The organism is Acinetobacter sp. CY17 (assembly GCF_059515825.1).
The window spans coordinates 1-26,936 of record NZ_JCAKMX010000032.1 but is presented as its reverse complement, the minus strand read 5'-3'; the positions used below and the strand labels follow the sequence as shown (position 1 = coordinate 26,936).

The 26,936-nt window shown below is 39.2% G+C and carries 23 protein-coding genes and 1 pseudogene; 12 read left to right on the top strand and 12 right to left on the bottom strand.

What is annotated here, in order from left to right; translation table 11 throughout:
- A partial coding sequence (locus AC5YCI_RS15155; RefSeq protein WP_496175839.1) for an integrase core domain-containing protein occupies window positions 1-324 on the top strand: 324 nt, incomplete at its 5' end.
- A 91-nt stretch (window positions 325-415) separates the two neighbouring features.
- Here the strand turns inward: AC5YCI_RS15155 and AC5YCI_RS15150 are convergent.
- From AC5YCI_RS15150 to AC5YCI_RS15125, 6 genes and pseudogenes are all read right to left on the bottom strand, one after another.
- Window positions 416-1,195 (bottom strand): TIGR03915 family putative DNA repair protein, encoded by a 780-nt coding sequence (locus AC5YCI_RS15150; RefSeq protein ID WP_496175842.1) that lies wholly within the window; start codon window positions 1,193-1,195, stop codon window positions 416-418.
- Window positions 1,192-2,451: a putative DNA modification/repair radical SAM protein gene (locus AC5YCI_RS15145; RefSeq protein WP_496175838.1), complete on the bottom strand. Its 1,260-nt coding sequence runs from the start codon at window positions 2,449-2,451 to the stop codon at window positions 1,192-1,194. The genes AC5YCI_RS15150 and AC5YCI_RS15145 overlap by 4 nt, the downstream gene beginning before the upstream one ends.
- Before the next feature lie 161 nt (window positions 2,452-2,612).
- Window positions 2,613-2,774 (bottom strand): hypothetical protein, encoded by a 162-nt coding sequence (locus AC5YCI_RS15140; RefSeq protein ID WP_164709212.1) that lies wholly within the window; start codon window positions 2,772-2,774, stop codon window positions 2,613-2,615.
- Window positions 2,775-3,181: 407 nt separating this feature from the next.
- Window positions 3,182-5,263, bottom strand: a complete 2,082-nt coding sequence (locus tag AC5YCI_RS15135) for a TonB-dependent receptor (RefSeq protein ID WP_496175841.1) — start codon at window positions 5,261-5,263, stop codon at window positions 3,182-3,184.
- 338 nt (window positions 5,264-5,601) lie between these two features.
- Entirely contained in the window at window positions 5,602-6,978 is a 1,377-nt protein-coding gene (locus tag AC5YCI_RS15130; RefSeq protein WP_496175837.1) for an alpha/beta hydrolase-fold protein, read from the bottom strand.
- A gap of 114 nt (window positions 6,979-7,092) precedes the next feature.
- Window positions 7,093-7,420: pseudogene (locus AC5YCI_RS15125) on the bottom strand (transposase); the annotation flags it as partial.
- A 205-nt stretch (window positions 7,421-7,625) separates the two neighbouring features.
- Here AC5YCI_RS15125 and AC5YCI_RS15120 point away from each other — a divergent pair.
- Together AC5YCI_RS15120 and AC5YCI_RS15115 are read left to right on the top strand one after the other, a co-directional pair.
- A complete protein-coding gene (locus tag AC5YCI_RS15120) occupies window positions 7,626-8,390 on the top strand; it encodes an SDR family NAD(P)-dependent oxidoreductase (protein ID WP_122902267.1) in 765 nt (254 codons plus the stop codon).
- A 137-nt stretch (window positions 8,391-8,527) separates the two neighbouring features.
- Entirely contained in the window at window positions 8,528-9,460 is a 933-nt protein-coding gene (locus AC5YCI_RS15115; RefSeq protein WP_496175836.1) for an IS5 family transposase, read from the top strand.
- Window positions 9,461-9,686: 226 nt separating this feature from the next.
- Here AC5YCI_RS15115 and AC5YCI_RS15110 read toward each other — a convergent pair whose 3' ends face one another.
- The 5 genes from AC5YCI_RS15110 to AC5YCI_RS15090 all read right to left on the bottom strand — a co-directional run bounded on the left by AC5YCI_RS15110 (window position 9,687) and on the right by AC5YCI_RS15090 (window position 14,939).
- Window positions 9,687-11,270 (bottom strand): rhodanese-like domain-containing protein, encoded by a 1,584-nt coding sequence (locus AC5YCI_RS15110; RefSeq protein WP_496175835.1) that lies wholly within the window; start codon window positions 11,268-11,270, stop codon window positions 9,687-9,689.
- 15 nt (window positions 11,271-11,285) lie between these two features.
- Complete coding sequence (locus AC5YCI_RS15105) at window positions 11,286-11,837, bottom strand: cysteine dioxygenase family protein (RefSeq protein WP_496175834.1); 552 nt, start codon at window positions 11,835-11,837, stop codon at window positions 11,286-11,288.
- Between the two features lies 1 nt (window position 11,838).
- A complete protein-coding gene (locus AC5YCI_RS15100) occupies window positions 11,839-12,825 on the bottom strand; it encodes an ABC transporter substrate-binding protein (RefSeq protein ID WP_496175833.1) in 987 nt (328 codons plus the stop codon).
- 22 nt (window positions 12,826-12,847) lie between these two features.
- Window positions 12,848-13,936, bottom strand: a complete 1,089-nt coding sequence (locus AC5YCI_RS15095) for an LLM class flavin-dependent oxidoreductase (protein WP_496175832.1) — start codon at window positions 13,934-13,936, stop codon at window positions 12,848-12,850.
- A gap of 106 nt (window positions 13,937-14,042) precedes the next feature.
- Window positions 14,043-14,939 carry a LysR family transcriptional regulator gene (locus AC5YCI_RS15090; RefSeq protein WP_496175831.1) on the bottom strand — a complete coding sequence of 299 codons (897 nt, stop codon included), beginning with the start codon at window positions 14,937-14,939 and terminating at the stop codon, window positions 14,043-14,045.
- 456 nt (window positions 14,940-15,395) lie between these two features.
- On the opposite strand from AC5YCI_RS15090, the gene AC5YCI_RS15085 reads away from it, so the two are divergent.
- Genes AC5YCI_RS15085 through AC5YCI_RS15045 form a run of 9 tightly spaced genes read left to right on the top strand, consistent with a single transcriptional unit; the run spans window position 15,396 to window position 23,263 of the window.
- Window positions 15,396-16,157 carry a methionine ABC transporter ATP-binding protein gene (locus AC5YCI_RS15085; protein ID WP_496175830.1) on the top strand — a complete coding sequence of 254 codons (762 nt, stop codon included), beginning with the start codon at window positions 15,396-15,398 and terminating at the stop codon, window positions 16,155-16,157.
- A gap of 2 nt (window positions 16,158-16,159) precedes the next feature.
- Window positions 16,160-16,825, top strand: a complete 666-nt coding sequence (locus AC5YCI_RS15080; RefSeq protein WP_122902261.1) for a methionine ABC transporter permease — start codon at window positions 16,160-16,162, stop codon at window positions 16,823-16,825.
- Between the two features lie 20 nt (window positions 16,826-16,845).
- Window positions 16,846-18,045, top strand: a complete 1,200-nt coding sequence (locus tag AC5YCI_RS15075; RefSeq protein ID WP_496175829.1) for an acyl-CoA dehydrogenase family protein — start codon at window positions 16,846-16,848, stop codon at window positions 18,043-18,045.
- Between the two features lie 34 nt (window positions 18,046-18,079).
- Window positions 18,080-18,907, top strand: coding sequence for a MetQ/NlpA family ABC transporter substrate-binding protein (locus AC5YCI_RS15070; protein ID WP_496175828.1), 828 nt, complete (start codon window positions 18,080-18,082; stop codon window positions 18,905-18,907).
- Window positions 18,908-18,953: 46 nt separating this feature from the next.
- On the top strand, window positions 18,954-19,169 hold the full coding sequence (locus tag AC5YCI_RS15065; protein ID WP_496175827.1) for a hypothetical protein: 216 nt from the start codon (window positions 18,954-18,956) through the stop codon (window positions 19,167-19,169).
- Window positions 19,166-19,783: a MetQ/NlpA family ABC transporter substrate-binding protein gene (locus tag AC5YCI_RS15060; protein ID WP_496175826.1), complete on the top strand. Its 618-nt coding sequence runs from the start codon at window positions 19,166-19,168 to the stop codon at window positions 19,781-19,783. The genes AC5YCI_RS15065 and AC5YCI_RS15060 overlap by 4 nt, the downstream gene beginning before the upstream one ends.
- 37 nt (window positions 19,784-19,820) lie before the next feature.
- Window positions 19,821-20,672: a MetQ/NlpA family ABC transporter substrate-binding protein gene (locus tag AC5YCI_RS15055; protein ID WP_496175825.1), complete on the top strand. Its 852-nt coding sequence runs from the start codon at window positions 19,821-19,823 to the stop codon at window positions 20,670-20,672.
- A 2-nt stretch (window positions 20,673-20,674) separates the two neighbouring features.
- Complete coding sequence (locus tag AC5YCI_RS15050; protein WP_496175824.1) at window positions 20,675-22,039, top strand: LLM class flavin-dependent oxidoreductase; 1,365 nt, start codon at window positions 20,675-20,677, stop codon at window positions 22,037-22,039.
- A gap of 3 nt (window positions 22,040-22,042) precedes the next feature.
- Entirely contained in the window at window positions 22,043-23,263 is a 1,221-nt protein-coding gene (locus tag AC5YCI_RS15045; RefSeq protein ID WP_496175823.1) for an acyl-CoA dehydrogenase family protein, read from the top strand.
- 199 nt (window positions 23,264-23,462) lie between these two features.
- Here the strand turns inward: AC5YCI_RS15045 and AC5YCI_RS15040 are convergent, their stop codons facing one another.
- Window positions 23,463-26,933 carry an Ig-like domain-containing protein gene (locus AC5YCI_RS15040; protein ID WP_496175840.1) on the bottom strand — a complete coding sequence of 1,157 codons (3,471 nt, stop codon included), beginning with the start codon at window positions 26,931-26,933 and terminating at the stop codon, window positions 23,463-23,465.
- Between the last annotated feature and the right edge of the window lie 3 nt (window positions 26,934-26,936).

Below are 26,936 nucleotides of genomic sequence, written 5' to 3'. Positions count from 1 at the left end.
CATCATTCCGACAGAGGTGTGCAATATCTTTCCATTCGCTATACCAATCGTTTAGAAGCAGCAAATTTACGAGCATCAGTCGGTACAACGGGTGATTCATACGATAATGCTTTGGCTGAAACGGTGAGTGGCTTATACAAAACAGAGGTGATTGAATATCTAAAAGCAGATTGGCAAGGTTTAGCGGATGTACAACTTGCGACACTCAACTGGGTAGATTGGTTCAATAAAAAGCGTGTACACAGTGCATTGGCTTATGTATCGCCTTTTGATTTTGAAGCAATGTACTATGATAAGATTAACCCGTTAGGTCCGGTGGCCTAACTTAAATAAAAAGTCTCCGACAAACCCGGTACGGTTCATTAACCAACTTTTAATCACCATAGTTAAAATAGAATCAGTAACCTAATACCAACTAAATCTCCTTCTCATTCATATATCTCCAATAGCGTTTAGGTACATATTGAATGTGGAGTTTTAAATTTTTACGCGCTTGGATATTCACACTACTAAAATAGTCCTTCCAAAGCTGATCATAGAGTACCTCTTCGTCATCAAGTTCGATACTAAAATTTTGACTAAAGCCCGTTCTTATATTTTGATCCAGTTCATGCGGATTCATTTCAATTTGATGGACTTGTTCTAGATCATAGTAAATGCCATATTTACGCTGCTCGTCATAGATGAGCCACTGCTGGTCTTGATAACGTTGTTTAAAATGACGCGTAATAATGGGTAATACATTAAAATCAGGTTTCACTAAGCTTACAAATAAACCATCTTGACATTTTTTAAAGCGCACAAAAGCTTCCATGCGATGCTTTTCACGCCCCACATGTTTGGCCCATTGACTAATTCCTAATACATCAACATGCCCATAATCTTGGTCAACCCTATAGTTTTTTTTAAAAACATATAGCGCAAAACCAAACATATGATTAAATGCTGCATCTTGCTCTGATAAAAAACTATAATAAAAATGGCGCAGCGAGCTACTGGAGACTTTGCCTTTTAATGCAGTCCATACACGATTGGCGTGTTCATCATTTGAAGGTACCATCACAACTTCGTCAAACAAGCCCGTCTGGGCATGTGAATCCTTAGTCACATGTACATCAAACTGCTTGAACTGAAAAGCGCGAAAAATACAACTCAGTAACCCTGTCATGGTACCATCAAACACATAAATCATCAGAAACCGAATCCTAACTGTGGTGAAAGTTGCTGTGTATATTTAGATTGACCCGCTAATAAAATCTGTTGACGAATCTGCCCCGCTTGTTGCTCCTTGGCAAACTTAGGACTATCCACACAACGAATAAAATGCTGCGCACGGTTGTAAGCTACGCCCATTCGTTTTAACTGATCAATACGAATCGGGCCAAAGCGACGCGCGGATACAATTTTCTTTGCTGAACGTACGCCAATCCCAGGTACGCGTAAAATCATTTTATAGTCTGCGCGGTTAATGTCCACAGGAAAACTTTCTGGATGACGTAAGGCCCAGCTTAACTTTGGATCAACATCTAAATCTAAATTTGGATGCTCATCATCCACTAACTCATTGGCATCAAAACCATAAAAACGCATTAACCAATCACTTTGATAAAGACGGTTTTCGCGCAGCAATGGTGGTGCAGAACCCACCATGGGCAAACTCTTTTCTTCTTCATTAATTGGAATATAGCCTGAATAATAGACGCGTTTGAGTTTAAATTCTTTGTAGTGTCGATCAGCCATTAAAATAATATCTTTATCAGTTTCACTATGTGCCCCTACGACCATTTGTGTGGTTTGTCCTGCAGGAACAAAAACTGGAACTGTTTTAATCAGCTTACGCTCATCTTTTAACTCAATCAGGCGATCACGTACAATCCCTAGATCTTTTTGTACTTCAGCATGATTTTTTTCAGGTGCGAACTTTTGTAAACCTTCTTCGGTTGGCATTTCTAAATTGATACTCATCCGATCTACATAGAGCCCAGCCTCTTGGATGATCTCAGGCGACGCCCCCGGAATTGTCTTTAAATGAATATAACCATTGAAGTTTTCTTCCAGACGTAACTTTTTCACCACTTGCAGCATGCGCTCCATGGTGTAATCGGCAGATTTAAAAATACCTGAACTTAAAAATAGCCCTTCAATATAATTACGACGATAAAAATTAATGGTCAGGTCAACGACTTCTTGAACGGTAAACGCAGCACGTTTGACATCATTTGAACGGCGTGACACACAATAGGCACAATCGTAGATACAAACATTAGAAAAGAGAATTTTGAGTAAAGAAACACAGCGGCCATCTTCAGTATAACTATGGCAAATACCATTACCCGTATTACCTAGACCTTTATCTTTGTTTTGACGTTTACTACCACTTGATGAACACGACACATCATACTTGGCAGCATCAGCCAAAATTTGCAGTTTTTCACGAATACGATCAGACATAGACAGAGATAAAAGAAGCAAAACGCTATGATAGTTTATGTCTATTTTTTAAACGACACCTACAGCTATGCTATGCGACAAACTATGTCGTTTTAATCTAATCAGTCTAGTTTTAGGTTCATCTGTGTATAAGCTTTAAATTGTACTTAATCCATAGCGAATTAGCGCTTCAACCACGTCTTGATCAAACCAAACAATGCAACAATAGGGTTAACGCTAGGTAGCTGGTTCTCTGAATAAATTTCACGCAATAACTCGGGCGTTAAGGCCTCATGCATACGAAATAATGGTGCAGTTTCACCATTCTGTTGATGTTGTTGCATAATCGAATCCCTGCGATTTCCCTTGGATTTACTGATCCATGTCTATGTTTTAAATGATGAAGAAAGGGTAATAAACCTAGTTCATTGGGTTTAAATTACACTTTGACATTGGCATTTAATGACATTGTAAGTGAGTTATCGCTATTATTTTGGGACTTTAGACCTATGTCTAAAGCTCAGGCGGGTTAGATACGACTTAAGTCTAAGCATGAGATCATAGCAACGTCGAAAATGCGTATATGGGCACGGCGGGTTGGGCTTTGGGCTAAAATATGTATCTTGAAATGATGTGTTGATCATCGAATAAAAACAGCGCTCTCCACAAATAAATGGCTCAAAATATAAAAATGAGACAGACTTTTTCCCATCTGTCTCACATATATTGTTTTTGATAAATGTTGTTTGACTTAGAAGTCAAATGTCACACCGAGTTTATAGGTACGACCTGCACCCAACGTCGCAAAACCACTATTGAATACACCAGCCCAATACTTTTCATCAGTTACATTATCAACATTGGCACGAAAAGTGGTCTCTACACCACCAAGATTAGTTGTGTATTTGGCACCGATATCCAATAATGTATAGTCAGGAAGTTCTAAAGTATTGGTATTGTTGAGATATTGACTATCAACATAATTACCACGAGCATTGATACTTAAACCCTCCATAGGGAGTTTATACTCAATACCAAGTCCTGCTGTAAACTCAGGTTGTCCCTCTACTGTTTTACCTACCAATTGAACATTGGTGTTTTTGGTATATTCCACATCAATATAGGCAAGGTTACCCCAAATGATGACATCCTCTGTCATATTACCTGAGAAGCCATATTCGATCCCTTTTGATGTTGTTTCAGCACCATCCGTTGTGATTTGAGTAAAACCCTCAGGATTATCTTTTAACTGTTCAACCATCGTACTTGGTTTTTCGATTTGATAAGCAGCTAAGGTATGTAACCAAGAACCATGTTGGTATTTAGCACCGACTTCATATTGTTTAGTTTGGAATGGTGCAAATGTTTTGCCAAAATTCACATCGCCATTGACTGTTACAGTACTCCCTTGAGATAAACCTTCTACATAGCTTGTGTATAATGATATATCTTCACCCCAAGGTTTTACAACAATACCTAAACTCGGTGATATTTTATCTGCACTATAATTATTCTTTGAATTTGTTGGATTTTTAATATCGATATCTTGATAACGCGCACCTAAAATCAATTGTAGTTTGTCATCAAGTATTGATATTTGATCAGTCAACGAATAACTCATGTAATCATTATCTGCTGTTTGAGAGATTGAAGGTTCAGCAGGCATAAAACCCAAATCAGTGGGGTTATACAGGTTTGTTACAAACTTGGTTTCGCCCGCCTTACTGTGCATATCTGTATCTCTATGCAAATAATCTGCCCTTAAACCCACAACATGTTCAATTTTGCCTGTATTAAATGCGCCTTCTAAACCTAAATTTGCAGCTGTATTTCGTTGGTTCATTTTCACATGATAGTACTGCGAATTTGCATTACCCGCTTCATCTGTGACTACTAGACGAGTCCCAAATAAATGTCCTTGATACTTTTGCTCTGCTGTTGCAACACCTGCAATTACTTTTAGGTTATCGTGTAATTTATATTCTCCAGATAAACCAACGTAGTTTGCAGACTGTTTGCCCCACAAATTAGGTAAATAGTTGCTGCGACCATCTGGAGCATCTAATACTTTTCCCAATGTTGCAAATGAGACCATCGCTGGTGAACCACCTTCACGATTGTCTTTAGTACTATAGGCATCAAAGTTAATTTTTGCTTTATCTGTGGTCCAATCAAGACCTAATACAGCGGAAATAGTTTCATCTTCTAGACCGTCAACAACATGTTCACCTTGGCCATAATTGGCACTGAAACGTGCACCCAATTCTTGATCTTGACCAAATCGACGTGCGACATCAAAGCCAGATTTATAAAATCCTTCTTCTTCAAAATTCGCTGTAACACGAGTAAGTTGTTTATCTGCACGTTTGGTATTTGCCACAACGACACCGCCAACACTCCCTCCTGGCGCCATACCAGCAACTAAAGCATTTGGGCCTTTAAGTACAGTAACAGAGCTAAGAATATCCGTTGATACACGACCTGATGGTGCCATACCATAAGCACCGTTTAAATTAAGATCATCCCAGTTCACATTGAAACCACGAATATTAAAATTTTCATTCAAGTGACCACTATTTGTGGTAGTACGAATACTAGGATCAATTTTTAGCACGTCCATGACTGTGTGTGCATGAGCATCTTGAATTGCTTGATCACTATAATTACGAATCGTAAAGGGTGTATCAAGGACATCTTTTTCACCTAAGATATTAAGTGTGGCTTTCTTTTTTAACTTTCCAGTCACATCAGTTTCTTGTGAATCAGCTTTAACCACAATAGTTGGCAAGACAGTAGAATCATCTGCCAGCGTATAAAATGAAGCTGCTGCCATAGATAAAAATAAAATTGTTCTATTCAAGATGATTCCCCTAATTTAACAAGTGTTGTTTTTACGGTTCCATACTATACAACAACAAATGTTAATAATTCTTATTTATAAAAGATATTGGTTATTGTTTATATCAATGTTAAATCGCTATTTAGTTGAAAAATGCTGTCTTAATTTTAAATAAGTGTAGCGATAAGGTAGTTAAAAAGAGATAATCAGTAAAATACCAATACAACATAAGCATTTGATTTTTTTATAAATTAATCTTTACATCCTCCAAGAATACTAGGAGGATTGAGTTGATAGATTTTTATCTTTTTAATTAATTTATTTAAGGTTTTCTATTTATGAGTGAAGAAATGCTGTAAAGCATCTTGCACAACAACTTGCCAAACAGCATATGAGTGTCCTCCCGTGTAGGTCTTAAATATTACATCTTGTCCTTTCTCTTTTAAGTCATTTGCGACGATTGGGGAGGTATTTAAAATACTCAGCTCATTATGTGCTCTTGATGTTTCATAACTATTGGCTGAAATAAACCAATGCTGTTTGATCAGAATTTTTTTATTACGAATGATCTGGCTCATGCCATTAGGTTCATCACTATTGTCTTTTTTCCACCAAAATGAACCTGATAATGGAACAACATGGCTGATTTGAGTCGGGTTTTCTAAGGCAAGATGTGCTGCACTCAATCCACCTAAACTTGATCCAAGTAATACGGTTTTATCTGTATCTCTCTCAATTTTCTGATCTAACCACGGTAGAAATTCTTTTTGGAAAAATTGTGAAAAATCGGCATTTGGTGTGAGTTCTTTCGGGCGAATTTGTGCATTAATCGGATCAATAAATACAGCTTGAACTGGTGGCAATTTACCTTGTTCAACTAATATATCTAAGGCTTTAGGGATATTAAGTAAAGTCGCATATTCATTGCCATCAAAGAAAATCGCCGTGATATAACTTTGCTTAGGATTCTTTTTTGCTGACTGATAAATGGTTATTTTGCGTTCATTTTGCAATATATTGCTCTTCAAGCTTAAGGTCTTTAAATCTAATGTCCGCTTCGGATATTGAGATGGGTCAATAAACTTCGGAGCTTGATCCAAAATCAATAAGTTTTCATTTCTAAGCCCCGTTATTTGCTGTTCTAGAAAACGCTTTGAATTATATGGGTCAAGTTGAAATGCATCACGTAAAGCCATACGTTGCCCACGAGACTCTTTTAACTCTGTATTTAGATGAGGGCAATAGTGTGATAAGTATCCATCAACATTTTTGATATCGACAGCAAAGCTATAACTACCGATAAAATCATTTTTAACAATCGCTTCCTTAAACCAAATATCCGTATCAGGTATCCGAGTTAACCATTCGTGATCATTGCTGGGGCCACCCACCAAACGTACGTTATGCTTTGCCCCACGCCACAAATAAATGACCCGACTTGTATCTGAATTGATTTTTTCAACAATAGGTGTTTGTGACGTCTTGATACTTTGCCAAAATTTTTCAATGACTTTATTGCGTTGGATTTTAGGTGTAGCTTCTAATTGTTTACTTAAATAACTTAGTAAATCACTTTCAGGTTTTACCTCTTCGCATGGAGAAGCATAGGTAAATGAATGGTCTTTAAGATTAACGGGATTAGCATAAATAGATGGGTGCAATCCTACCCCCTGACACAATAACATCAACATTAAAATCTTCTTAGCCATTATCCCACCCCATGATTATTTATGAATGGCTGCAATCATAACACCTTAATTAATACAAATGATTATCATTTTTATTTATTCGATTTCTTCTTTAATATTAGCTCTCTATAATTTTGCTTGTGCCACCTCTAAAGCATCTTTAAGAATTTCTGCTTCAACGGTCTTTCGACCGAGCATCTGTTCAAGCTATTTTACTTTTTTTAATAATGAATTGTAGTCTGAAACACTCACGACTTGATCATTGGCTTCCACGGCAGTTACTGCACCATCTTTCATAAGTTTCTTCCATTTAAAACCGCAAACTTGGCATAATTCCATACTATCTAGCAAAGGAAGAAACAGATGATCCTGGTTGCATGGTGATAGCAACAAACTGTACTTTCTCTTGATCTGTATAACATCTACGAAGCTGAACAGATGTAATAACTTTAATACGTTCCATAAGACACTCCTTAACTCTAGTGCTATGCCTAGGTCTTAATTGTGAGTGTCCGTTTTAATTCGGGATTAATACAATTCATAAAAAAATTTCCATCCATTTACAAAAATGATGTCAACACTTTTCAATACTCGATTAGATTAAAAATAAATATATATTCATCAGTATAGATACCCAATAATTCCAACAACAAGCTTTAGGTCAAAATATGTCATCTCATGATTTAGAATTTAAAAATATAGTTGTATTAATTACCGGCGCTGCAAGTGGTTTAGGCGCCGCACTGGCTGAAGTACTCGGCAATCTTGGAGCAAAACTTGTATTAGGTGACTTAAATGCATCAGCACTAGGTCATTTTGTCTCACATTTACAGCAACAAAATATTGCTGTTGTCTCCCTAGCCGGAGATGTTTGCGATGAGGCATATCATCATCAGTTAGTAGACTTAGCAATATCAAACTGGGAGAAGTTAGATATTGCTGTGAATAATGCCGGTATTGCCACAGGCATGAAAGCCTTTACCGAAATTACCTTAGAGGAGTTTGACCATACCTTAAATGTAAATAGTAAGGGGGTCTTTCTGGGTATGAAGGCACAAATTTCGACTATGCTTAAACAACAGTCAGGCAATATCTTGAATGTTTCGTCTGTGGCAGGCTTAAATGCAGCACCTAAATTGGCGGCCTATTCTGCTTCAAAACATGCCGTGATTGGCTTAACAAAAACTGCTGCAATTGAATATGCTAAAAAAAATATTCGTGTTAATGCAATTTGCCCATTTTACACTGCCACTCCCTTAGTCACACAAAGTGAGCTGTCAGATAAAATAGATTTTCTGAATATAGCTTCGCCAATGAAACGCATTGCAGAAACTAAAGAAATTATTAGTGTAATGATGATGTTATGTTCACCACAACATACTTATCTGACGGGACAAGCGATTGCTGTGGATGGTGGCGTTACTGCGCTTTAATGGCATGCATCGAACTCGCTTTGTACAAGGCTTCCCCCAACTGTATAGCTAAATGAGTAGACCCGTCTTCTTGAGTAGTGATCGGCTTTGTTGCACAAACCTATCTGTAAAGGCTTTTTCAGCGATATAATTTTCAAATGAAGAAGCCTACACACAAAATCTACCGCACAACCAATTGGCCCGCATATAACCGAGCACTCATGAGTCGCGGAAATATTGCGATTTGGTTTGATCCTGCTACGCAGTGGTATGCTTCATCAAAAGGCAAACAAGGACGAAATCAAACCTACTCCGACGCAGCCATCCAATGCTGTTTAATGATTAAATCCTTATTCCGTCTGTCTTTACGTATGGTCACTGGCTTTGTCCAAAGCCTGATTAAACTTTGTGGATTAAATTGGACAGCGCCAGATTACACCACGCTTTGTAGAAGACAAAAGCATATTGATATTGCAATCAGCTACCAAAAAAGTAGCGATGGGCTGCATCTACTCATGGACTCTACAGGCTTGAAGTTTCTAGGTGAAGGTGAATCGAAACGCAAGAAACATGGACCTGAATATCGTCGCCAATGGCGTAAGCTCCATATTGGTATAGATGCTAAAACCCTTCAAATACGCGCTATTCAGCTGACAACCAATAATTTCAGTGATGCACAGGTACTTGGTGATTTACTCGATCAGATTCCACAAGATGAGCAGATTGACTCCGTTTATACCGATGGGGCTTATGACACCAAGCAATGTCGTCAGGTCATTGCAGATCGGCAAGCGCATGCAGTGATTCCACCCAGAAAAAATGCGAAGCCTTGGAAAGATAAAAAAGTTCATTCTCAGGAGCGAAATGAATTACTTCGAACAGTTAAACGGCTAGGTAGGACATTATGGAAAAAATGGTCAGGCTATCATCGCCGAAGTTTGGTCGAAACCAAGATGCATTGCATTAAATTATTAGGCGATAAATTAATGGCAACAAGCTTTCCTAGTCAGGTGAATGAAATTCATGCTCGCGCAGCAGTCCTCAACAGATTTACTGAATTAGGTCGGCCACTTACCCAAGTTACGCCTTAAATTTGGCTCAATTAGGGGGCTTTGTATTTCAAATCTTTGTGCAACAAAGCCGTGCACAAGTAAAATTTAATCCTACTGCCCTAAATTCTTGAGTCACGTTATTTAATTTCATTGTGCCAAATCCACGCTGAGAATTTTCATCTAAACAGTCGGTATCTCTAGCCCTTTTAGATACCGACCTTCATATTGACATGCTTTAAGACTCAATAGGTGAGTCTGCTTTCGTCTAAACAACGAAGAAACCATGTGTCGCATCTTTCTTCAATTGATCAACTAAGCCAAACTCCCAATCTAAGTAAGCTTGCATAGCCTCTTTAGAATTGTCTGTACCTTCGTATGGACGCTTGTAACGATCAATTTGTTCGGATAGAAAATTATGCTGTGTAGATAGCTCAAAACCCGCTTTGACCCATGCTGCATTTCCACCTGCCAATACGTAAACTTTTTGTTCAGGTTTTAAATGTGTTTGAATATCTACCACGGCGTATTGTGCTAATAGACTTGAGCCACAGGTCACCACAATTGCATCTTTGTGAGCAAACTCTGGCTGCTGAATCACCTGCGTGACATCTGCTTTTAATAACCACTGTGCTGTTGGGATATGACCTTTTTTGTAATTGGCAGCGGTAGTAAAATCCCAAATCGCAATATCTTGTTCTGCTAATAATGTTTTTAACTGCTCAGGTGTTAAGAATTGATCAATTGCAATCTGTGGTGTTACGGGTTTCCACGCGCCTTGCTCATTGTATAAATCATCACGCTCATCAACTAACACTGAGACATCCCAATTCATTTGCGCAAGCCATGAACCCGTCATGTAAGCACGAGTGTGCAGGGGATCGACCAATACAATACGTGCACCACGTACTGCTGCATAATGATCTGTTTCTTGAACCAGTTGACCACCTGCCACCCAACGGCTATTGGCGATATGACCTTGGATATATTCTTGCTCACTGCGTACATCAAATACATAGGTCGTACGCGCTTTGTCTTCACGCAATACTTCAAGCTGTGCAAAATTAATGGTTTTTACGCCGGCCTGTTCAGCAAGCTGTTGTGCATTATGACGAATCTGCTCCACTGATTTAGGTGCTATATCTTGGTAACTACGCGTTTGCCCTTCCTCAAGTTGTTGATTGGCCAAAGTCCAACCAATCGTACCATTGCGTAATGCAAAAATTTCATGAGGTAATTTGGCATTAATTAGCGATTGGGTGCCAATAATACTGCGGGTACGTCCAGCACAATTGACAATAATCTGCGTATTTTCATCTTTAACTAAGCTCGGTGCGCGCAAAGCTAACTCTGCACCTGGTACACTAATCCCAGTTGGAATACTCATCGTATGGTATTCGTCAAAGCGACGTGCATCTAAAATGACAATGTTGTCATTGGCAGCAATTTTGGCCTGCAGCTCTTCCGCACTGATCGAAGGTGTGCCTTTATGATGTTCAACCCATTCACCGAAGGCTTTGCTGGCAGAGTTGACGTCAATAAATAATTCTCCTCCATCACGCTGCCATGCCTGAATCCCCCCCTCTAAGACTTGAACATTTTCATAGCCATATTCACTCAGCTTTTTACGGGCAGCTTCCACACGGTTAACCACATCGTCATAAATCACCACCAGCGTATCTAAACGTGGAATACGGTTATAAATTTCAATTTCTAAGCGTGACAATGAAATATTGATGGCAAATAACGGATGATTTTGCGCAAAAATATGTTCTTCGCGTAAATCCACGATTGCAATTTCTTGACCTGCTAGAAGTTGTTCACGAATTTGGTTGTAGGTGATTGTGCTCAATTTTTTTGTCCTTATTTAAATATTTGAATAATCAGAGATAAACGGTTTTGCCGTCCCGTCGGTTTGATAGGTAAAGCGCTCTACTTTGCCAATATTGGCACCATAAATATGCACGCTAATCGATACACGATTATCAAAGGCATTTTCGACCGCATGAATATCGCCTGTTTCAGGGGTAAACCAATCGGTATCGCCTGGTTTTAAATAATCAGGATTGGGTAATTTTTGAAAGCCCTGTTTAGTGCGTGCATAAGCCGTTGAGATCTCTGCCCCTTCTAACACTCCAATCACCCCCCACACCTCATGATTATGAATCGGGGTCTTTTGTCCCGGTCCCCAAACAAAACTCACAATCGAAAAACGTTCCTGTGGATCTAGATAAAGTAGATACTGTTGATAGTACTCAGGATGAGGTTGTTTAAATTCCTCACTTAACCAAGTGCTATGTGTTAATACTTGTTTAAAATTCGGTAAAAAGTTTTGGATCAGCTTTTCACCTTGTAAATTTTGATGCAAGCCTTGTTCAATGGCTCGGATGACCGGTTGTAAAGTCTCTAATTCGCTCATGTTATTGCTCTGTATTTTTGGTTTTAAAGTCCCGATCGAATAAACCGCTGACATCTATTTTTTGATTTAACAGTTGATGCTTGGCATAAAAATCCGCCGTGTCTTGTGAGGTTTTCACTACATCATCTGTAATTGCTGTCCAAGTTGCATTCTTACGCTTGAATGCCAAGGTTGCCGGCTCTTCTGGAATACCAGTAATGCGTGCAAGCTCTTGACCAAAAGACTGATAATTGGCATTGACCCAGGTTTGTGATTGTTCTAAACGATAGACAAAATCTTGAATCGCACGGCGTTTTTCTGGGTTACTGAGCGCTTTTTCTGTACCAGCTAAGAAAGTAAAACCTGAATATAAACCACGCCCATTTTCAATGATTCTAAAGCCATCAATGACTTCAGCATATGCAGTATAGGGATCCCACACTGCCCAGACATCAACAGAGCCATTGGCAACAGCAAGTTTGCCATCTGCAGGTGGTAAAAATTTAAAACTAACATCTTGGGCATTCATACCCGCACGCTCAAGCGCACGCAGCGTAATCAGTTGTCCAATAGAGCCTTTATTGGCCGTCACTGTTTTGCCTTTTAAATCTTGAACCGATTGAATCGGGCTATCCTTCGGCACCAACAATGCAACCGCATAAGGGTCATAGCGATTGACTGCAATAGCTTTAGCATGACCACCGTTTGCATTAGCAAAAATAAAAGGCGCATCGCCTAAATAACCAATATCAATTCCTTCTACGTTTAAGGCTTCTGCAACAGGGGCAGCCGCAGGAAACTCATACCAAGAAATTTTATAATCGATCCCATCGAGTAACTTTGACGCCTCTAATTGGGCACGCATATTGCCCTTTTGGTCACCAATTTTAAGTTCAATTTGCTGCGTTGTTGTTTGTTGTTTTTGCTCTATAGGTGCTTTTTGTTCTGCACAGGCGGTCAAAGCAAAGCTTGCTGCCGTGACCACCCCCAACCATACTGTTTTCATCATCGTTTGCTCTTATTCTTTCATCTTATGCAGTTTTTTTAAGCTGATCCCACTCATCCGCTTTACTACGAATCAGTGGCAGCAGTTCTTTCCCATATTCAATGACATCATTCACAGGATCAAAGCCTCGAATTAAAACACTCTGGATGCCAAGCTTGTAATATTCAGTAATTGAAGCAGCGACTTGTTCAGGTGTGCCGACCAAAGCTGTTGAATTATGATTGCCATGCACTAAAGTCGAGATACCTGTCCAAAGATTACTGTCATAAACCTGTTGTGAGGCGAGATTCACCAGACGCTGTGCACCGACACTTTGGGCTTGTTGCTTATCGTGACGTAGTCCTTTACGTTCAATCTGCTCACGCGTCAAACGATAGATCTGTTGTGCTTTTTCCCAAGCTTGCGCTTCAGTATCAGCAATAATTGGACGGAAAGAGATATTAAAATTCAGTGGCTGTGCCCGTGTTACCGTTGCAGCATAGCTTTGAATTGAATGAACTAATTCTTGTGCCCCAGCAAGCGGCTCCCCCCATAAGGCAAAAACATCTGCATGTTCCGCAGCGACTTGTAAAGCCTCTTGTGAAGAACCACCAAAATATACAGGGATCTGTTGCTGTTGTGGTTTGATCTCAGAGAAACCATCCTTAACTTGATAAAACTGACCATCGTATTGAAATGGTGTCTGGCTATACCAAGACAGTTTGACAATATCTAAGAATTCTTTGGTACGTGCATAACGCTGTGCCTTGGTCAGGAAATCCCCATCACGCTGTTGCTCTGGATCACTTCCTCCCGTAATGACATGCATCGCTAAACGCCCACCCAATAAGTGATCAAGCGTGGCGTATTTACGTGCTGCAAGCGTCGGAGCAATAAACCCTGGACGATGTGCCAGTAAAAACTTGAGATTTTTTGTACTCGCGCCAGCATGTGCTGCCACTAAAAAACCATCAGGTTGATCTGACCATTGCCCGATTAAAACACGATCAAAACCAGCCTGCTCATGGGCTTGAGCAAAGCGCGCAATATACTCGGCATCAAACACAGGACCTGTCGCAGGGATAGTTTCAGAATTCAGGCGGTGCCCGATCATACCTAAAATTTGGATTGTCATTTTAATTGTCATCATGCTGAAGAAGCTAAAATGACTGTAATACAATCCACACTATGCACAAAATGAATATTTATAATAAACTAATATAAAATTAATGCATAAAAAATCAAGAGAGACTTAATTTTTCCTGAAAGCGCTGCATAATCAGTTCAAAAATCTCTATCTGTTGCTCACTTAATGAATCACGATGTGCGTGATAAACCAACATATCTAAATTCAGCGCTTCTGTGTCAATACAGCTGAGTTCAGACCAATGCGGTTGTTGGTTAACTAACTCTTGCGCAAAAAAACCTGCACCAACGCCTTGTTGAACCAAATCGAGCTGTAAACGTGTGCCCGTAACTTCAACTTTTAAATTTAATTCCTGCTGTTGTTGAGTTAATTTTTCTTGTAAAAAATATCGAAAACCACAGCCTTCATTATTCAGCACCCAGCCGAGCTGTTGTAGATCCTGCCATGTGCTCATCCCTGATTTAGCCAAGTTTTTTGCCACCATAGGACGAATGTGTAAAGTTCCCATAATTTTAAGCGGATATTGCTTGGGTAAGTCACTCGCTTGTCGAGCATTTGCAATCAGACCATCTAACTCAGCATGATGCATTTTATTCAGCAGATCCTTGCCCCACCCACTAGTGATTTCAAGCTCAGTCTGTGGAAACTCTTGCTTTAATTGTCCTAAAATGCTCAATACACCTGATTCTAATAAGCTGTTTGGCAAGCCAATACGTAAGCTTAATTTTTCCTGATTTTGCTGGGCTACAATCTGTTTTAAGCTCTTCATTTCTGTATCAATCACACAGCATTTGTTATAAATTTCACGTCCTTGTGCTGTAAGTTTGAGTGGACGAGTATGTCGATCAAACAATTGTACTGCACAGGCTTGTTCTAAATTTTGGATACGCCGTGTCACTGCGGGCTGGCTAATACCTAGTTGTTCTGCTGCTAAACTGGTCGATTGTAATTGTACGAAAGTGATAAAAGCTTGAATATCTTCAAATTTCATAAGTTTTTTCCGTGTTGTTTATACACTATATTCGATGATGGCAACGCAAAATATCTTTTATTGTGACCGTGTTAGAAGGTCAGTCTCAAGCCAAACGAGTCATCAGCTCGCTTACAACAATTTTAGCTTCATAGTTTTCTTTGCTATACAACGCTCAAAATTGGCTAAAACTAGTGTTGAATTTCAAACATCATCATACTCAATATAAAAATAAACAGTAAATATATTTTATTAAAATCAAATATTTATCTATTTAACTTTTAATTTATCCCCCTGATCTGTGTTAAACGAAATTTAATAATCAATTTCAATAAAAGTGAAAACTGCTTTGCAAAATCATTATTCACTTTTTTTTATATAATTTTATTATAAATATTCATTTCAAACATAATAAATTCTGTCCTAAGTTAGTTAATAGAACAAAATATATTCATTTTTTATTTTTAGGACAGAATCATGATACAGCTCAAACATCTGAATAAAGTCTTCACCCAAAAGGACAGCTCATTCCAAGCTGTATCTGATGTAAGCCTGAATATTCATCAAGGTGATGTCTTTGGCATTATTGGTTTTAGTGGTGCAGGTAAATCTACGCTGCTACGTATGATCAATTTACTGGAACGTCCTGATAGTGGAGAAGTCATCATTAATGGGCAGGCCTTACTAGATTTACCCAAAAAACAATTGCTCACAACACGTAAATCAATTGGCATGATTTTTCAGCATTTTAATTTATTGACCAATCGTACGGCGTTAGAAAATATCGAATTACCGCTAGAATTTACAGGTGTGTCTAAAGCAGAGCGTAGAAAACGCGCTTTAGCAAGTTTAGAAATCGTAGATTTATTAGAAAAAAAAGACGCTTATCCAAGTCAACTCAGTGGTGGTCAGAAGCAACGTATTGCGATTGCACGTGCAATTGTCACTCAACCGACAATTCTATTGTGTGATGAACCTACATCCGCTGTTGATCCACAGACCAAAGAATCAATTTTGCATTACTTAAGCAAAATTAATCAAACCCTCGGTATCACCATTGTCATCGTCACCCATGAAATGCAGCTGGTACACAAAATTTGTAACCGGGTTGCGGTCATGGAACAGGGTGAAGTGATTGAAGAGTTCGATTTGTCTAAACCGATTCATCAACCGGTCAAGTCCATCATTTCTAAGCTTTTACTAAATGACTTAAATACACAACTCAAAGAGGCAGTCTAATCATGTACGAGAAAATTATTGCTATTTGGCCAGAAATTCAAAATGCCTTAGGTGAAACCTTTTACATGCTGTCCATTACGCTCATTCTTGGGGTGATTTTTGGTGGGATTGTGGGTACGGTTTTATATCTAACGCGTGAAGGTTCGATCTCACATAATAAGTTTTTAAATGCCTTATTAAATACTGTGGTGAACTTTATTCGGTCCTTCCCTTTCCTGATTTTAGCGATTTCAATTGTGCCTTTAACCCGCTTAATTGTTGGCACATCTATTGGTACTACAGCAGCAATTGTGCCAATGACGATTAGCTGTATTCCTTATTTTGCCCGCTTTGTAGAAGCAGCCCTGCTTGAAGTCAATCGTGGGGTCATTGAAGCAGCTGAAGCTATGGGAGCGACCAAATTCCAAATCGTACATAAAGTTTTATTCTCTGAAGCACGTGCGGCGATTGCCAATTCCATCACCATTGTTGCAGTGAGCTATTTTTCATATTCAACCATCGTTGGCATTGTCGGTGGCGGGGGTATTGGTGATTTTGCGATTCGTTACGGTTTCCATCGCTTTGAAACTGACATTCTCATTTTTACGGTCTTTATCATCATATTAATTGTTCAAGTGATTCAGTTTACAGGGAATTATCTAGTTAAGCGTCTAGATAAACGTATTTAAAAAAATAGAGATAGCAATCAATGAACATAAAATTGAGTCATGCGCCTCTCGCTTATCATCAGCGTCGAGAATTTTTAGATCTGATTGCAGAAGTTAAAGCAGATTTAGCCGCACGGGATGCCCAAGGTGAACAGGCACCTACAACGATTATTGAATATTTAAAAGCACAGAAAATTGGTGCCCTACGCCTGCCTAAGACACACGGCGGTCAAGGTCTAAGCATTGAAGAGTTATTTGCAGTCATTATTGAATTGGGTGCTGCCGACTCAGAAGTGGCGCATATTTTTCACTCGCATTTTCAATTTACTGAAGATGTCCTCAAACATCCTGACCCCAGCTACCGTGCACTCTGGTTTGAACGTATTGCTCAAGGTGCCATGATCAGTAATGCTCTCGCCGAACCATCAAGTAACACTGTCGGCAATGGTCAATTGCTGACCCATATCATCAGTCAAGATCAGCAACTCTATTTAGAGGGTAAAAAATACTTCACCACTGGTACTTTGCATGCAGACTATGTCTTGGTATGGGCAAAAAGTCATCTTGGGCAGCTCTGTCATGTGGTGGTACCCACTACTCGTCAAGGAGTCACGATTCAAGATGATTGGTTAGGCATCGGACAACGCTATACTGCCAGTGGTACGACGACTTTTAGTCATGTGCAGATTCATGAGCATGAAATTCGTTGGGCACAGCCTGAAGCACGTGTGAATAAACCTTTCGCACAGCTTTATATTCAAGCCATTATTGCAGGGCAAACCAAAGCGATCGAAGCACGCGCAGCCGAATTACTACACAACCGTAAACGCTCTTTTAGTTACGGTTCGACAGAGGATGCATCGCAAGAACCTTTATTCTTGGAAAAAGTCGGTGAAATTAGTGCAATGGCCTTTTTAATTGAACAAGGCATTTTAAAAGCAGCACGTTCACTCGATCGTGTGCTCGCCGCTCTGAATCAAGCTGACTATGAGGCACAGCTCAAATCCGCTGCCATTGAAACAGCCAAAGTCAAAGTAGCCATTGATCCGCTAGCACTCAAAGCCGCCAATTTAATGTTTGAAGTGATTGGTGCCTCTGCAATGGGTAAAGACACCTTGAATGATCGTTACTGGCGCAATATCCGCACATTATCGACCCACAATCCAGTCAGTCTAAAAGCCAAGGTATTGGGCGATATTTTAGTAAATCATCAAGATGTGCCCAATATTGGCTACTTTTAAATCCATCATTTAAATAAAAAAAATAGGAATATTTATGCACGCGCGCGCACTTTATTTCGGTGTTCTATCTACCACACTCGCTTTAGGCATCACTGCTTGTTCAAAGCCAGAGCAAAAGACTGTTACTCCAGCAGACACCAAAGTGGTCACATTATTAACACGTGATAATCCGCCTTATCCTCAAGTGGCAGAATATGTACGTAACAAAGTCAAAGCTCAAAATATTGAACTTAAAATTAAGTATGCCAATGATGGGTTAATTCCAAATCGATCAGTCGCTGAAAAAGAAAGTGATTTAAATTATTTCCAACACAAATATTATATGCAATCCGCGAAAGAACTGAATGGTTGGGATCTGGTGCCGATTACCTCTACATTCAATGGAATGTTTGGCGCCTATTCACCTAAATATAAGAATCTTCAGAATTTACCTGTTAAAGCCAAAGTTGTCATTCCATCTGATCCATCGAATGGTGGCCGTGCTTTAAATCTATTGGCACGTGCCAATTTAATTGAACTCAAACCGCATACAGGGGCTAAAACCAGTCTCAAAGATATTACAGCGAATCCAAAACAATTACAGTTCATTGAAGTAGAACATGCTTTGGTGCCTGTGAGTTTTAAAGATAATGATTTAGCCATTATGGCAGGAGCTTATACCATCCATGCAGATCTATTGCCTAAACGCGATGCAATCTATTTAGAACAAGACAATAGTGAATATGACAGTGTCTTGGTTGCAAATAGTCAATCTGCTCATCGCCCTGAAGTTGAAGCAGTAAAAGCCGCTTTTATTGCAGCAGATACGCGTGAATTCACCTTAAAAAATTATGCCGATACTGTGACTTGGCCTGAGCGCTAAGCCTCTTTACTTGTTCTATATCTCTATATTATTGAATGAAATCCATATGAAAAAAACTTACGCTACCCTTATTGGCACATTTGCTGTTTCTAGCATGCTTGGCCTGACAGCATGTTCCAAAAACAGTAATGAAGCGCAAAGTAACACTGCTAAGGATGTTGTGACCATTGTCGCAACAGACACCAAGCCTTACTCAAGCTTAATGGAGCAAGCGAAAAAGATTTACAAGCACAAAATATTGACCTGCAAATCACCTATATGAGCGATCCTTTAAGTATTAATCGCGTTGTCGCTGAAAAACAGTATGATCTTAATTACTACCAACACGAAGCCTATTTAGACTCAGTACGTTTTAAAAATAAATGGGATCTCGAGCCTATTTCCTATACCTTTAATACCATCTTTGCTGGTTATTCAAGCAAATATAAGTCACTTGATGAATTACCAACAGGTGCTATCGTCAGCGTACCTGGTGACCCAGCCAACAATGCACGTGCTTTAGAGTTATTGGCTGATGCCAAGCTGATTACCTTAAAACCGCATGCCGAAGATTATCAAGTTAGCCAACGTGATATTAGCAGCAACCCAAAACAACTGAAGATTGTTGAAGTTGAACAGCCAATGTTGCCCACAGCTTATAAAGATTTTGACTTAACCGTGATTACTGGCGTGTATGCAGACCGTGCAGGTTTAGTCCCAAATCGCGATGCGTTGATTAAAGATAAAGCTGCCAAACAATGGACAGCAGTATTAGTCGCGAATTCTGAATCTGCAAAAAAACCAAGTGTGGCCAAAGTTAAAGCATATTTTGACTCTCAAACTGCTTATGACTTTATTCAAAACAATTACAGCCAATTTGTGATTTGGGATAAGTAAATCCACATTCCATTTATATTGATTGATCGAGAATTCAATGCGCTATTTTAATGTTTCTATACTCAGTGCAGTAGCTTTATCTACAGGTTTACTGCTCTTAGGATGTACCGAAAAAAACAACTCGTCCGAACATGAAGCTGCAGCACAACAACACGTGGTCAAAGCAGTTGCTTGGGATACGAAACCCTATTCGAGCTTGCTTGAATATGCACGTGATGAACTCAAAAAACAGAATATTACTTTAGACATTACATATCTCACCGATTCTTATACGGCTAACCAAGCTGTATCAGACCAAGAATATGATGTGAATTACTACCAACATGAAGCTTATCTGGATTCAGTACGCTATAAAAATAACTGGGATCTCCAGCCAATTTCGTACACTTTTAACACGGTTTTTGCGGCTTATTCGAAAAAGTATAAATCGATTGATGAATTACCAGTGGGTGCAACCATCACTATTCCCTCAGATCCTGCCAATAATGCTCGTGCTTTACAGCTACTGCATGATGCAAAACTGATTCAGCTAAAAGACCAACATTTAGGTGATCAAATCAGTCAGCGCGATATCATTGCCAACCCTAAAAAATTTAAATTGATTGAGGTTGAGCAGCCAATGCTGCCAAAGGCTTATCAGGATTCAGACTTAACCGTCATTACCGGCATTTATGCAGATCGTACTGGTTTAGTGCCAAATCGTGATGCATTAATTAAAGATAAAGCGGCAAAAAAATGGGCTGCAGTTTTGGTCGCCAACTCCACATCACAAAATAAACCTGCCGTTATCCAAGTGAAAAACTTCTTCGATTCAGCCGCCGCATATCAATTTATCCAAAATCACTACGGTGACTTTGTGATTTGGGACAAGCCACAGGGAGCACAATAATCATGTCCAAAAAACATATTCATTTGAATGCCTTTGAGATGAATACCGTCAACCATATGGCACATGGACTTTGGGCTCATCCTGAAGACCAGCGTATTCATTATAAAACTGCCAACTATTGGATTAAATTGGCACAATTATTAGAAAAAGGCTGCTTTGATGCCCTTTTCTTAGCCGATATTGGCGGTGTTTATGAGCCTTATGCAGGCTCGTATAAAGCAGCGGTCAAACGTGGCATGCAATCGCCAATTAATGATCCCTTTATTAATGTTGGGCTAATGCTTGGCGTTACCGAACATTTAGGTTTTGCGGTAAGTGCATCAACGAGTTATGAGGACCCTTTTAATTTAGCACGACGCTTTTCGACCTTAGACCACCTCTCTAATGGTCGTGTGGCATGGAATGTCGTGACTTCTGCGCTTGAAGCAGCTGCGCTGAATCATGGTCATGATGCGATTATCCCTCATGATAAACGCTATGAAATTGCAGATGAATTTTTAGAGGTGTGTTATAAGCTCTGGGAACATAGTTGGGAAGAGGATGCGGTACAAGCCAATCGCGCAGCACATATTTATGCCGATCCAGATAAAGTCCATACCATCGATCATGTTGGACCATACTTTAAAGTACGTGGTCCACACGCGTGTGAACCCTCTACGCAAAGAACACCTGTGATTTTTCAGGCAGGCTCGTCAACTACAGGGAAAAAGTTTGCAGCCAAACATGCAGAAGGTGTATTTATCGCTGGTCAAGAGCCAGATAAACTGCGTCAAACGGTAAAAAGTATCCGTGAATCTGCATTAGAACAAGGTCGTGAAGCAAATGATATTAAAGTATTTGCTTCACTCACGATTGTAGTCGGCCACACACATGAAGAAGTCCAAAACAAATTAAAAGATTACCAAGAATATTTCCTCCCTGAGGCTTCTTTTATCCAGTTTTCAGGCAGTACCGGCATTGATCTTGCCAGCTTGAATGATGACGAGCTGTTTGGACAACGCCATTCTGAAGGCAATCAATCGACTGCTCAGCTATATAGCCATAAAACCTCGTATACGGTAAAGAATATCAAAGATGAGTTATCTAAATTTGGTGCACGCACTTTGTTGGTCTTAGGGACACCTGAAGAAGTGGCAGACCAAATTGAAGAGCTAGTCGACTATATCGATCTTGATGGTTTTAATGTTTATCAAGCCATTACACCGGCAACCCTAGAGGATGTGGTGGAGTTAGTGATTCCTGAATTACAAAAACGTGGCCGATATCGAACACATTATCAAGACACCTCATTCCGTGATCGTCTTTTCCGACAAGGTGATAAACTTTCACCACGCCATATCGCACATAAAAAATATACCGAGGCCTAAATCATGACAGCACTCATGCATCCCCATTTAACTCAAAATAACTATCGCTTTGTCAACAGTAGCGCTTTTCAAGATTATCTGACTTTCTTAGCAAGCGATGCCCAAGCACGTCTGGCACAAGGCGGTCACGGTCCATACCAAGCTGTGGCACGCTTTAAAGAACTAAAATTCGGAACTTTACGCTTACCAGAAGCACTTGGCGGCTATGGCATTAGTGTGGAAGAGTTATTCAAGGTATTAATTTCACTGGCAGAATATGATAGCGACTTACCACAGATTTTAAGAGCACATTTTCAACTCACTGAAGAAATTTTAAGATCGGAAAATGCTGATTTTAAAGCCTATTGGGTCAATGAAATCTTAAATGGCAAAATTATTGGCAACGCCTATACAGAGCCCGCAGGTCAAGAAGTCTTGGGGGATGGCCAATATCACACCAAGCTCAAAGCAATTGATGCAGAGCATTTTGAAATTAATGGCACGAAGATTTTCTCTACAGGCACGCTTTACAGCGATTATGTCGCAGTACGTGTTAATGATGCAACTGGTGCCAATCTCTCCGTCATTATTCCCACAGATCGTGAAGGTGTAGAACGTATTGATGACTGGGATGGGATTGGTCAACGCTTTACGGCCAGTGGCACCACGTTATTTAAACATGTAAAAGTGTATTCTCATGAGCTCAATCACGTGCCTGTTGAACAAGTAAAATTTAAACCGTTCACACAATTGTTCTTACATGCTGTCATCGCAGGTAATGTCAATGCCATTGCACGTGAAGCAGCACATCTCGTACGTAGCCGTAAACGTACATTTGCCTATGCCTTTCATGCAGATCCAAAACAAGATCCATTGTTATTAGAAAAAGTGGGCGAAATTGCTGCAACAGCATATATCATTGAACATGCTGTTTTAAAAGCCGCACAAGCCCAAGATCGTGCCTTAGCCACCACTCAACATGGCATCACAGATTATCACTTAAGTCACCAAGCTTCTTTAGAAGCAGCAATGGTGAAAGTAGCGATTGAACCTTTGGCACTTAAGGCAGCTGCAGCGCTTTTTGATGTAACAGGAGCATCGTCAACCAGTCAAAAATACCATTTAGATCGTTACTGGCGTAATATCCGTACCTTAAGCTCACATAATCCAACCAACTTTAAAGCTGCTCATATTGGTCAGCATTTAGTGAACGACGTTGATATTCCGCATAATCCTTACTTCTAAAACACTCCACTTCGTTCAAGAAAAAACCGCCTTAAGGGCGGTTTGCGATCTTAATAAAATTTATTTCAAACCACCTCATCATCAGGATCAGGCATTTTTTGAATTTTGTTGCTAGCATCTACTTGCCACTTATGTGTAATTAAAGTTTAGAACTAAACAAAAAGCCTCTGTAGTCACAGAGGCTTTTTGTGAGTTTAACTTATATTATATTTGAAGATTGCATCAGCAAATCATCCCAAATATTAGTAGTAAGATGAGTGCTCTCAACGTTCATATCCATAAATGCAGACATTTTAGAGTTAGATGCTGAGTTTATTTCTGCCTCGCTCATAAAATCTGTCATATATGATTCATGCTTTGGTTCTTCAGCAATAAAGTCATTTATCACTCGCGTATCACTCGTAGAATAAGAACTTGTTGCAAACAAGTTATAATCTTCTTCAATATCTAAAACATAAGCGAGAGTAGCTTCTTCACTCAATGAGTCAACTTGAGGTGCATTGACTTTGTTTAAGATAGTTTCACGATCCCAAATTGTACCGTCATTGAATTCAATTGAAGTAATGCCATATCCCTCATAAATACTTAAGTCCGAAAACTGATACGAGACACGTATTGGGGAACTATAGCCTTCAATATAAATTTCTAAATCACTTCTATTTTGCTTTAGAGTGATCTCATTCTGATAATACCCTGTCAGTTTCAAAATATTATTATCTACATCTGATCGGTAATCATGAATACCTAAAAGCTGATATATATCATCATATATATCCTTTCTATCGAATACGTATGTATCACTATCGACTCCACCTTCTAAGCGAACATTCTTTCCACCTTGTGAGTTCAGAATATCATCGCCTTCACCGCCCTCTAAGATATTTCCAAAACCACCACCCAGCAGAATATCGTTACCATTACCACCATATAAATAGCTATTAGGTGCCTTTGATTGAATATAATCATCCCCATCATTACCATAAATGGTAGCACTTTCTTCAATAACCAAATGGTCTTCGCCTGATGTCCCTTCAATACGATTTGTGAGTTTCTTAATGATTGTTTCTCTGTCCCAAATTGTGCCATCATCAAATTGAATCGCACTAATTCCATAATGTTTATAAATTTCTAAATGTGATAAATGATAATCTACATGTATAGGCTTTTCATAATCAATTAAATAAACTTCCAAAGTGCTCCCCAGTTGCTTCAGCACAACCTCATTTTCACTATATCCTTTCAATATCAAAATATTATCTTCAATATTTGATCTGTAGTCATGAATAGTAAGCAATTGGTTTACATCTTTATAGATATTATTTCTATCAAAAAAATATATATCGTTACCGTTACCACCTCTTAACACTGAAGTCGTACCTCCTTGAGCATTTAAGATATCATCACCTTCTTCACCATAGAGGAAGCTTTGACCACCTCCACCAAGCAAAATATCGGATCCTGAACCACCATAAATCCAATCAGTAACCTCTGTACCTTTTAAAATATTAATTTCATAGGTATCTGTAGGCTTGTAAGTATCTTTCGCCAATCCAATATTAAAGATTTTCTCCGCCTTATTTCCTGCTATATCTGTTGAGATCACTTTATATTTAGCTGAATCCCAACCTACTGTATTATTTAGCTTAACTGTCTGCCATTCACCATTTACCCATTGGTAAACCTCATATGCATCTGTTGGTGCATTAACAATAACTTGGTCATTTTTTGCATCATAACTAAATACAGATTTCAACTCAGATGCCGTCAAATCAAATGTAATGGTTTTAATATCAGTGTAGCTTTCATTTCCTCCAAAATCAGTTACTTTCGCTCTAAAGCTGTATGTACCATCATCAAAGAAATTAGATCCATCACCCAAATGATTAAATTGACGATCAAATTTAATCCACGTCATACCGCCATCTGTTGAATACTGATACTCAACTAAGCTATTTAATTCATTACCTTGAATCGCTAAATCAAACGATGTGTCATTTGTAATACCATCAGTATTTGAGATGCCAGAATCTTCAAAATCAGTAAACGTTAATTCACCTGCAACAGGTGGTGTAATATCCGTAGTGATATAAATCTGATAATCACTTTGGCTTTGACCATCTACACTGATAATTTCAATATTGAGCTGATCATTTAGCCCTTTCGCATCTAAACCAGACTGAGACCATCCTGACTGATATGTGTAAGAACCATCAGCTTTTAATATGAGATGACCATGCTCTGTTGGGTATGTAATTAATTCAACATTGCCCTGACCATTTTCAACTCGGATTTCCTGATCACCTACTCTTAAAATATAGCTTGCTGGCGCTGAAATTCTTCCGTTTGCATCAGCAAAAATGTTTCCTGAAACAGCTTCATAACCATTAAATTCTACTGAAGTGACATCTACTGTTTGTTGAACATTTAAATTTATTGTAGAACTCGAAGCATTCAGACTCAATGTCAACGAATAACTGCCTTTCGATAAGTTCTCAGCAATAATTACTTGTTTATTACTAGATCCAAGACTTGAAATAGAGGAGGAACCACTAGAACTGTATCCAGTGCCAATCAAAGTATAACTATAACTACCGCTAATTCTTCCAGAATAGTTTGTCAAATCAATGAGAATTGATCCACCAGTACCTGTAATATCAAAGTTAAACGTCTGCTTTGCTATACTTCCATAAGAAGAATAAATATCACTGATTTGTGTTTGCTTCTCAACTTTATTCACAAACTGCTCATTTAATTCAAAATCCACATGACCACTTTGAAGATTCGCAATCGGTGCATATATGTTTTTGACTAAAGCATTGTTTGCCTTATCAGTTGCTACAACATCAAACTTTTCACCATTGCTATAAGCCTTGTCTAGACTCACGCTGTACTTGCCAGTTGCATCTGCTACAGCAGTACCAATGATTTTACCATTGTAGCTTACTGCGACTGTCGCACCAGCTTCAGTGGTACCCGTCACTGTCTTGTTATCTGCAGCCAATTCTTGCGTCAAGGTCGCAGGTGCTGTCGTATCAGGCGCTACAATTTCATTTGGCTGGGTTGCATTACCTGCTTGATCAGTAGAAACAATATTTAGCTTCTCACCATTGCTATAAGCCTTGTCTAGACTCACGCTGTACTTGCCAGTTGCATCTGCTATCGCAGTGCCAATGACTTTACCGTTATAGCTAACTTTGACTGTCGCACCAGCTTCAGTGATACCTGTCACTGTCTTGTTATCTGCACCCAATACTTGCGTTAAGGTCGCAGGTGCTGTCGTATCAGGCGCTGTAATCGTATTTGGCTTGGTTGCATTACCTACTTGATCAGCAGAAACAATATTTAGCTTCTCACCATTGTTATACGCTTTATCCAAAGTGATGCTGTACTTACCATCAACATTTGCCACAGCAGTTCCGATCACTTTGCCATTGTAGCTAACTTTGACTGTTGCACCAGCTTCAGTTGTACCTGTCACTGTTTTGTTATCTGCAGCCAATACTTGCGTTAAGTTCGCAGGTGCTGTCGTATCAGGCGCTGTAATTACATTTGGCTTGGTTGCATTACCTGCTTGATCAGTTGCCACAACATCAAGCTTTTCACCATTGCTATAAGCCTTGTCTAGACTCACGCTGTACTTGCCAGTTGCATCTGCTATCGCAGTGCCAATGAC

Excerpts from the sequence above, each read along its gene's own strand:
- AC5YCI_RS15145 (WP_496175838.1), bottom strand. The coding sequence starts at position 2,451 with ATGTCTGATCGTATTCGTGAAAAACTGCAAATTTTGGCTGATGCTGCC.
- AC5YCI_RS15140 (WP_164709212.1), bottom strand. The coding sequence starts at position 2,774 with ATGCAACAACATCAACAGAATGGTGAAACTGCACCATTATTTCGTATG.
- AC5YCI_RS15135 (WP_496175841.1), bottom strand. The coding sequence starts at position 5,263 with ATGGCAGCAGCTTCATTTTATACGCTGGCAGATGATTCTACTGTCTTG.
- AC5YCI_RS15130 (WP_496175837.1), bottom strand. The coding sequence starts at position 6,978 with ATGGCTAAGAAGATTTTAATGTTGATGTTATTGTGTCAGGGGGTAGGA.
- AC5YCI_RS15120 (WP_122902267.1), top strand. The coding sequence starts at position 7,626 with ATGTCATCTCATGATTTAGAATTTAAAAATATAGTTGTATTAATTACC.
- AC5YCI_RS15115 (WP_496175836.1), top strand. The coding sequence starts at position 8,528 with ATGAAGAAGCCTACACACAAAATCTACCGCACAACCAATTGGCCCGCA.
- AC5YCI_RS15105 (WP_496175834.1), bottom strand. The coding sequence starts at position 11,837 with ATGAGCGAATTAGAGACTTTACAACCGGTCATCCGAGCCATTGAACAA.
- AC5YCI_RS15100 (WP_496175833.1), bottom strand. The coding sequence starts at position 12,825 with ATGATGAAAACAGTATGGTTGGGGGTGGTCACGGCAGCAAGCTTTGCT.
- AC5YCI_RS15095 (WP_496175832.1), bottom strand. The coding sequence starts at position 13,936 with ATGACAATCCAAATTTTAGGTATGATCGGGCACCGCCTGAATTCTGAA.
- AC5YCI_RS15090 (WP_496175831.1), bottom strand. The coding sequence starts at position 14,939 with ATGAAATTTGAAGATATTCAAGCTTTTATCACTTTCGTACAATTACAA.
- AC5YCI_RS15085 (WP_496175830.1), top strand. The coding sequence starts at position 15,396 with ATGATACAGCTCAAACATCTGAATAAAGTCTTCACCCAAAAGGACAGC.
- AC5YCI_RS15080 (WP_122902261.1), top strand. The coding sequence starts at position 16,160 with ATGTACGAGAAAATTATTGCTATTTGGCCAGAAATTCAAAATGCCTTA.
- AC5YCI_RS15075 (WP_496175829.1), top strand. The coding sequence starts at position 16,846 with ATGAACATAAAATTGAGTCATGCGCCTCTCGCTTATCATCAGCGTCGA.
- AC5YCI_RS15070 (WP_496175828.1), top strand. The coding sequence starts at position 18,080 with ATGCACGCGCGCGCACTTTATTTCGGTGTTCTATCTACCACACTCGCT.
- AC5YCI_RS15065 (WP_496175827.1), top strand. The coding sequence starts at position 18,954 with ATGAAAAAAACTTACGCTACCCTTATTGGCACATTTGCTGTTTCTAGC.
- AC5YCI_RS15060 (WP_496175826.1), top strand. The coding sequence starts at position 19,166 with ATGAGCGATCCTTTAAGTATTAATCGCGTTGTCGCTGAAAAACAGTAT.
- AC5YCI_RS15055 (WP_496175825.1), top strand. The coding sequence starts at position 19,821 with ATGCGCTATTTTAATGTTTCTATACTCAGTGCAGTAGCTTTATCTACA.
- AC5YCI_RS15050 (WP_496175824.1), top strand. The coding sequence starts at position 20,675 with ATGTCCAAAAAACATATTCATTTGAATGCCTTTGAGATGAATACCGTC.
- AC5YCI_RS15045 (WP_496175823.1), top strand. The coding sequence starts at position 22,043 with ATGACAGCACTCATGCATCCCCATTTAACTCAAAATAACTATCGCTTT.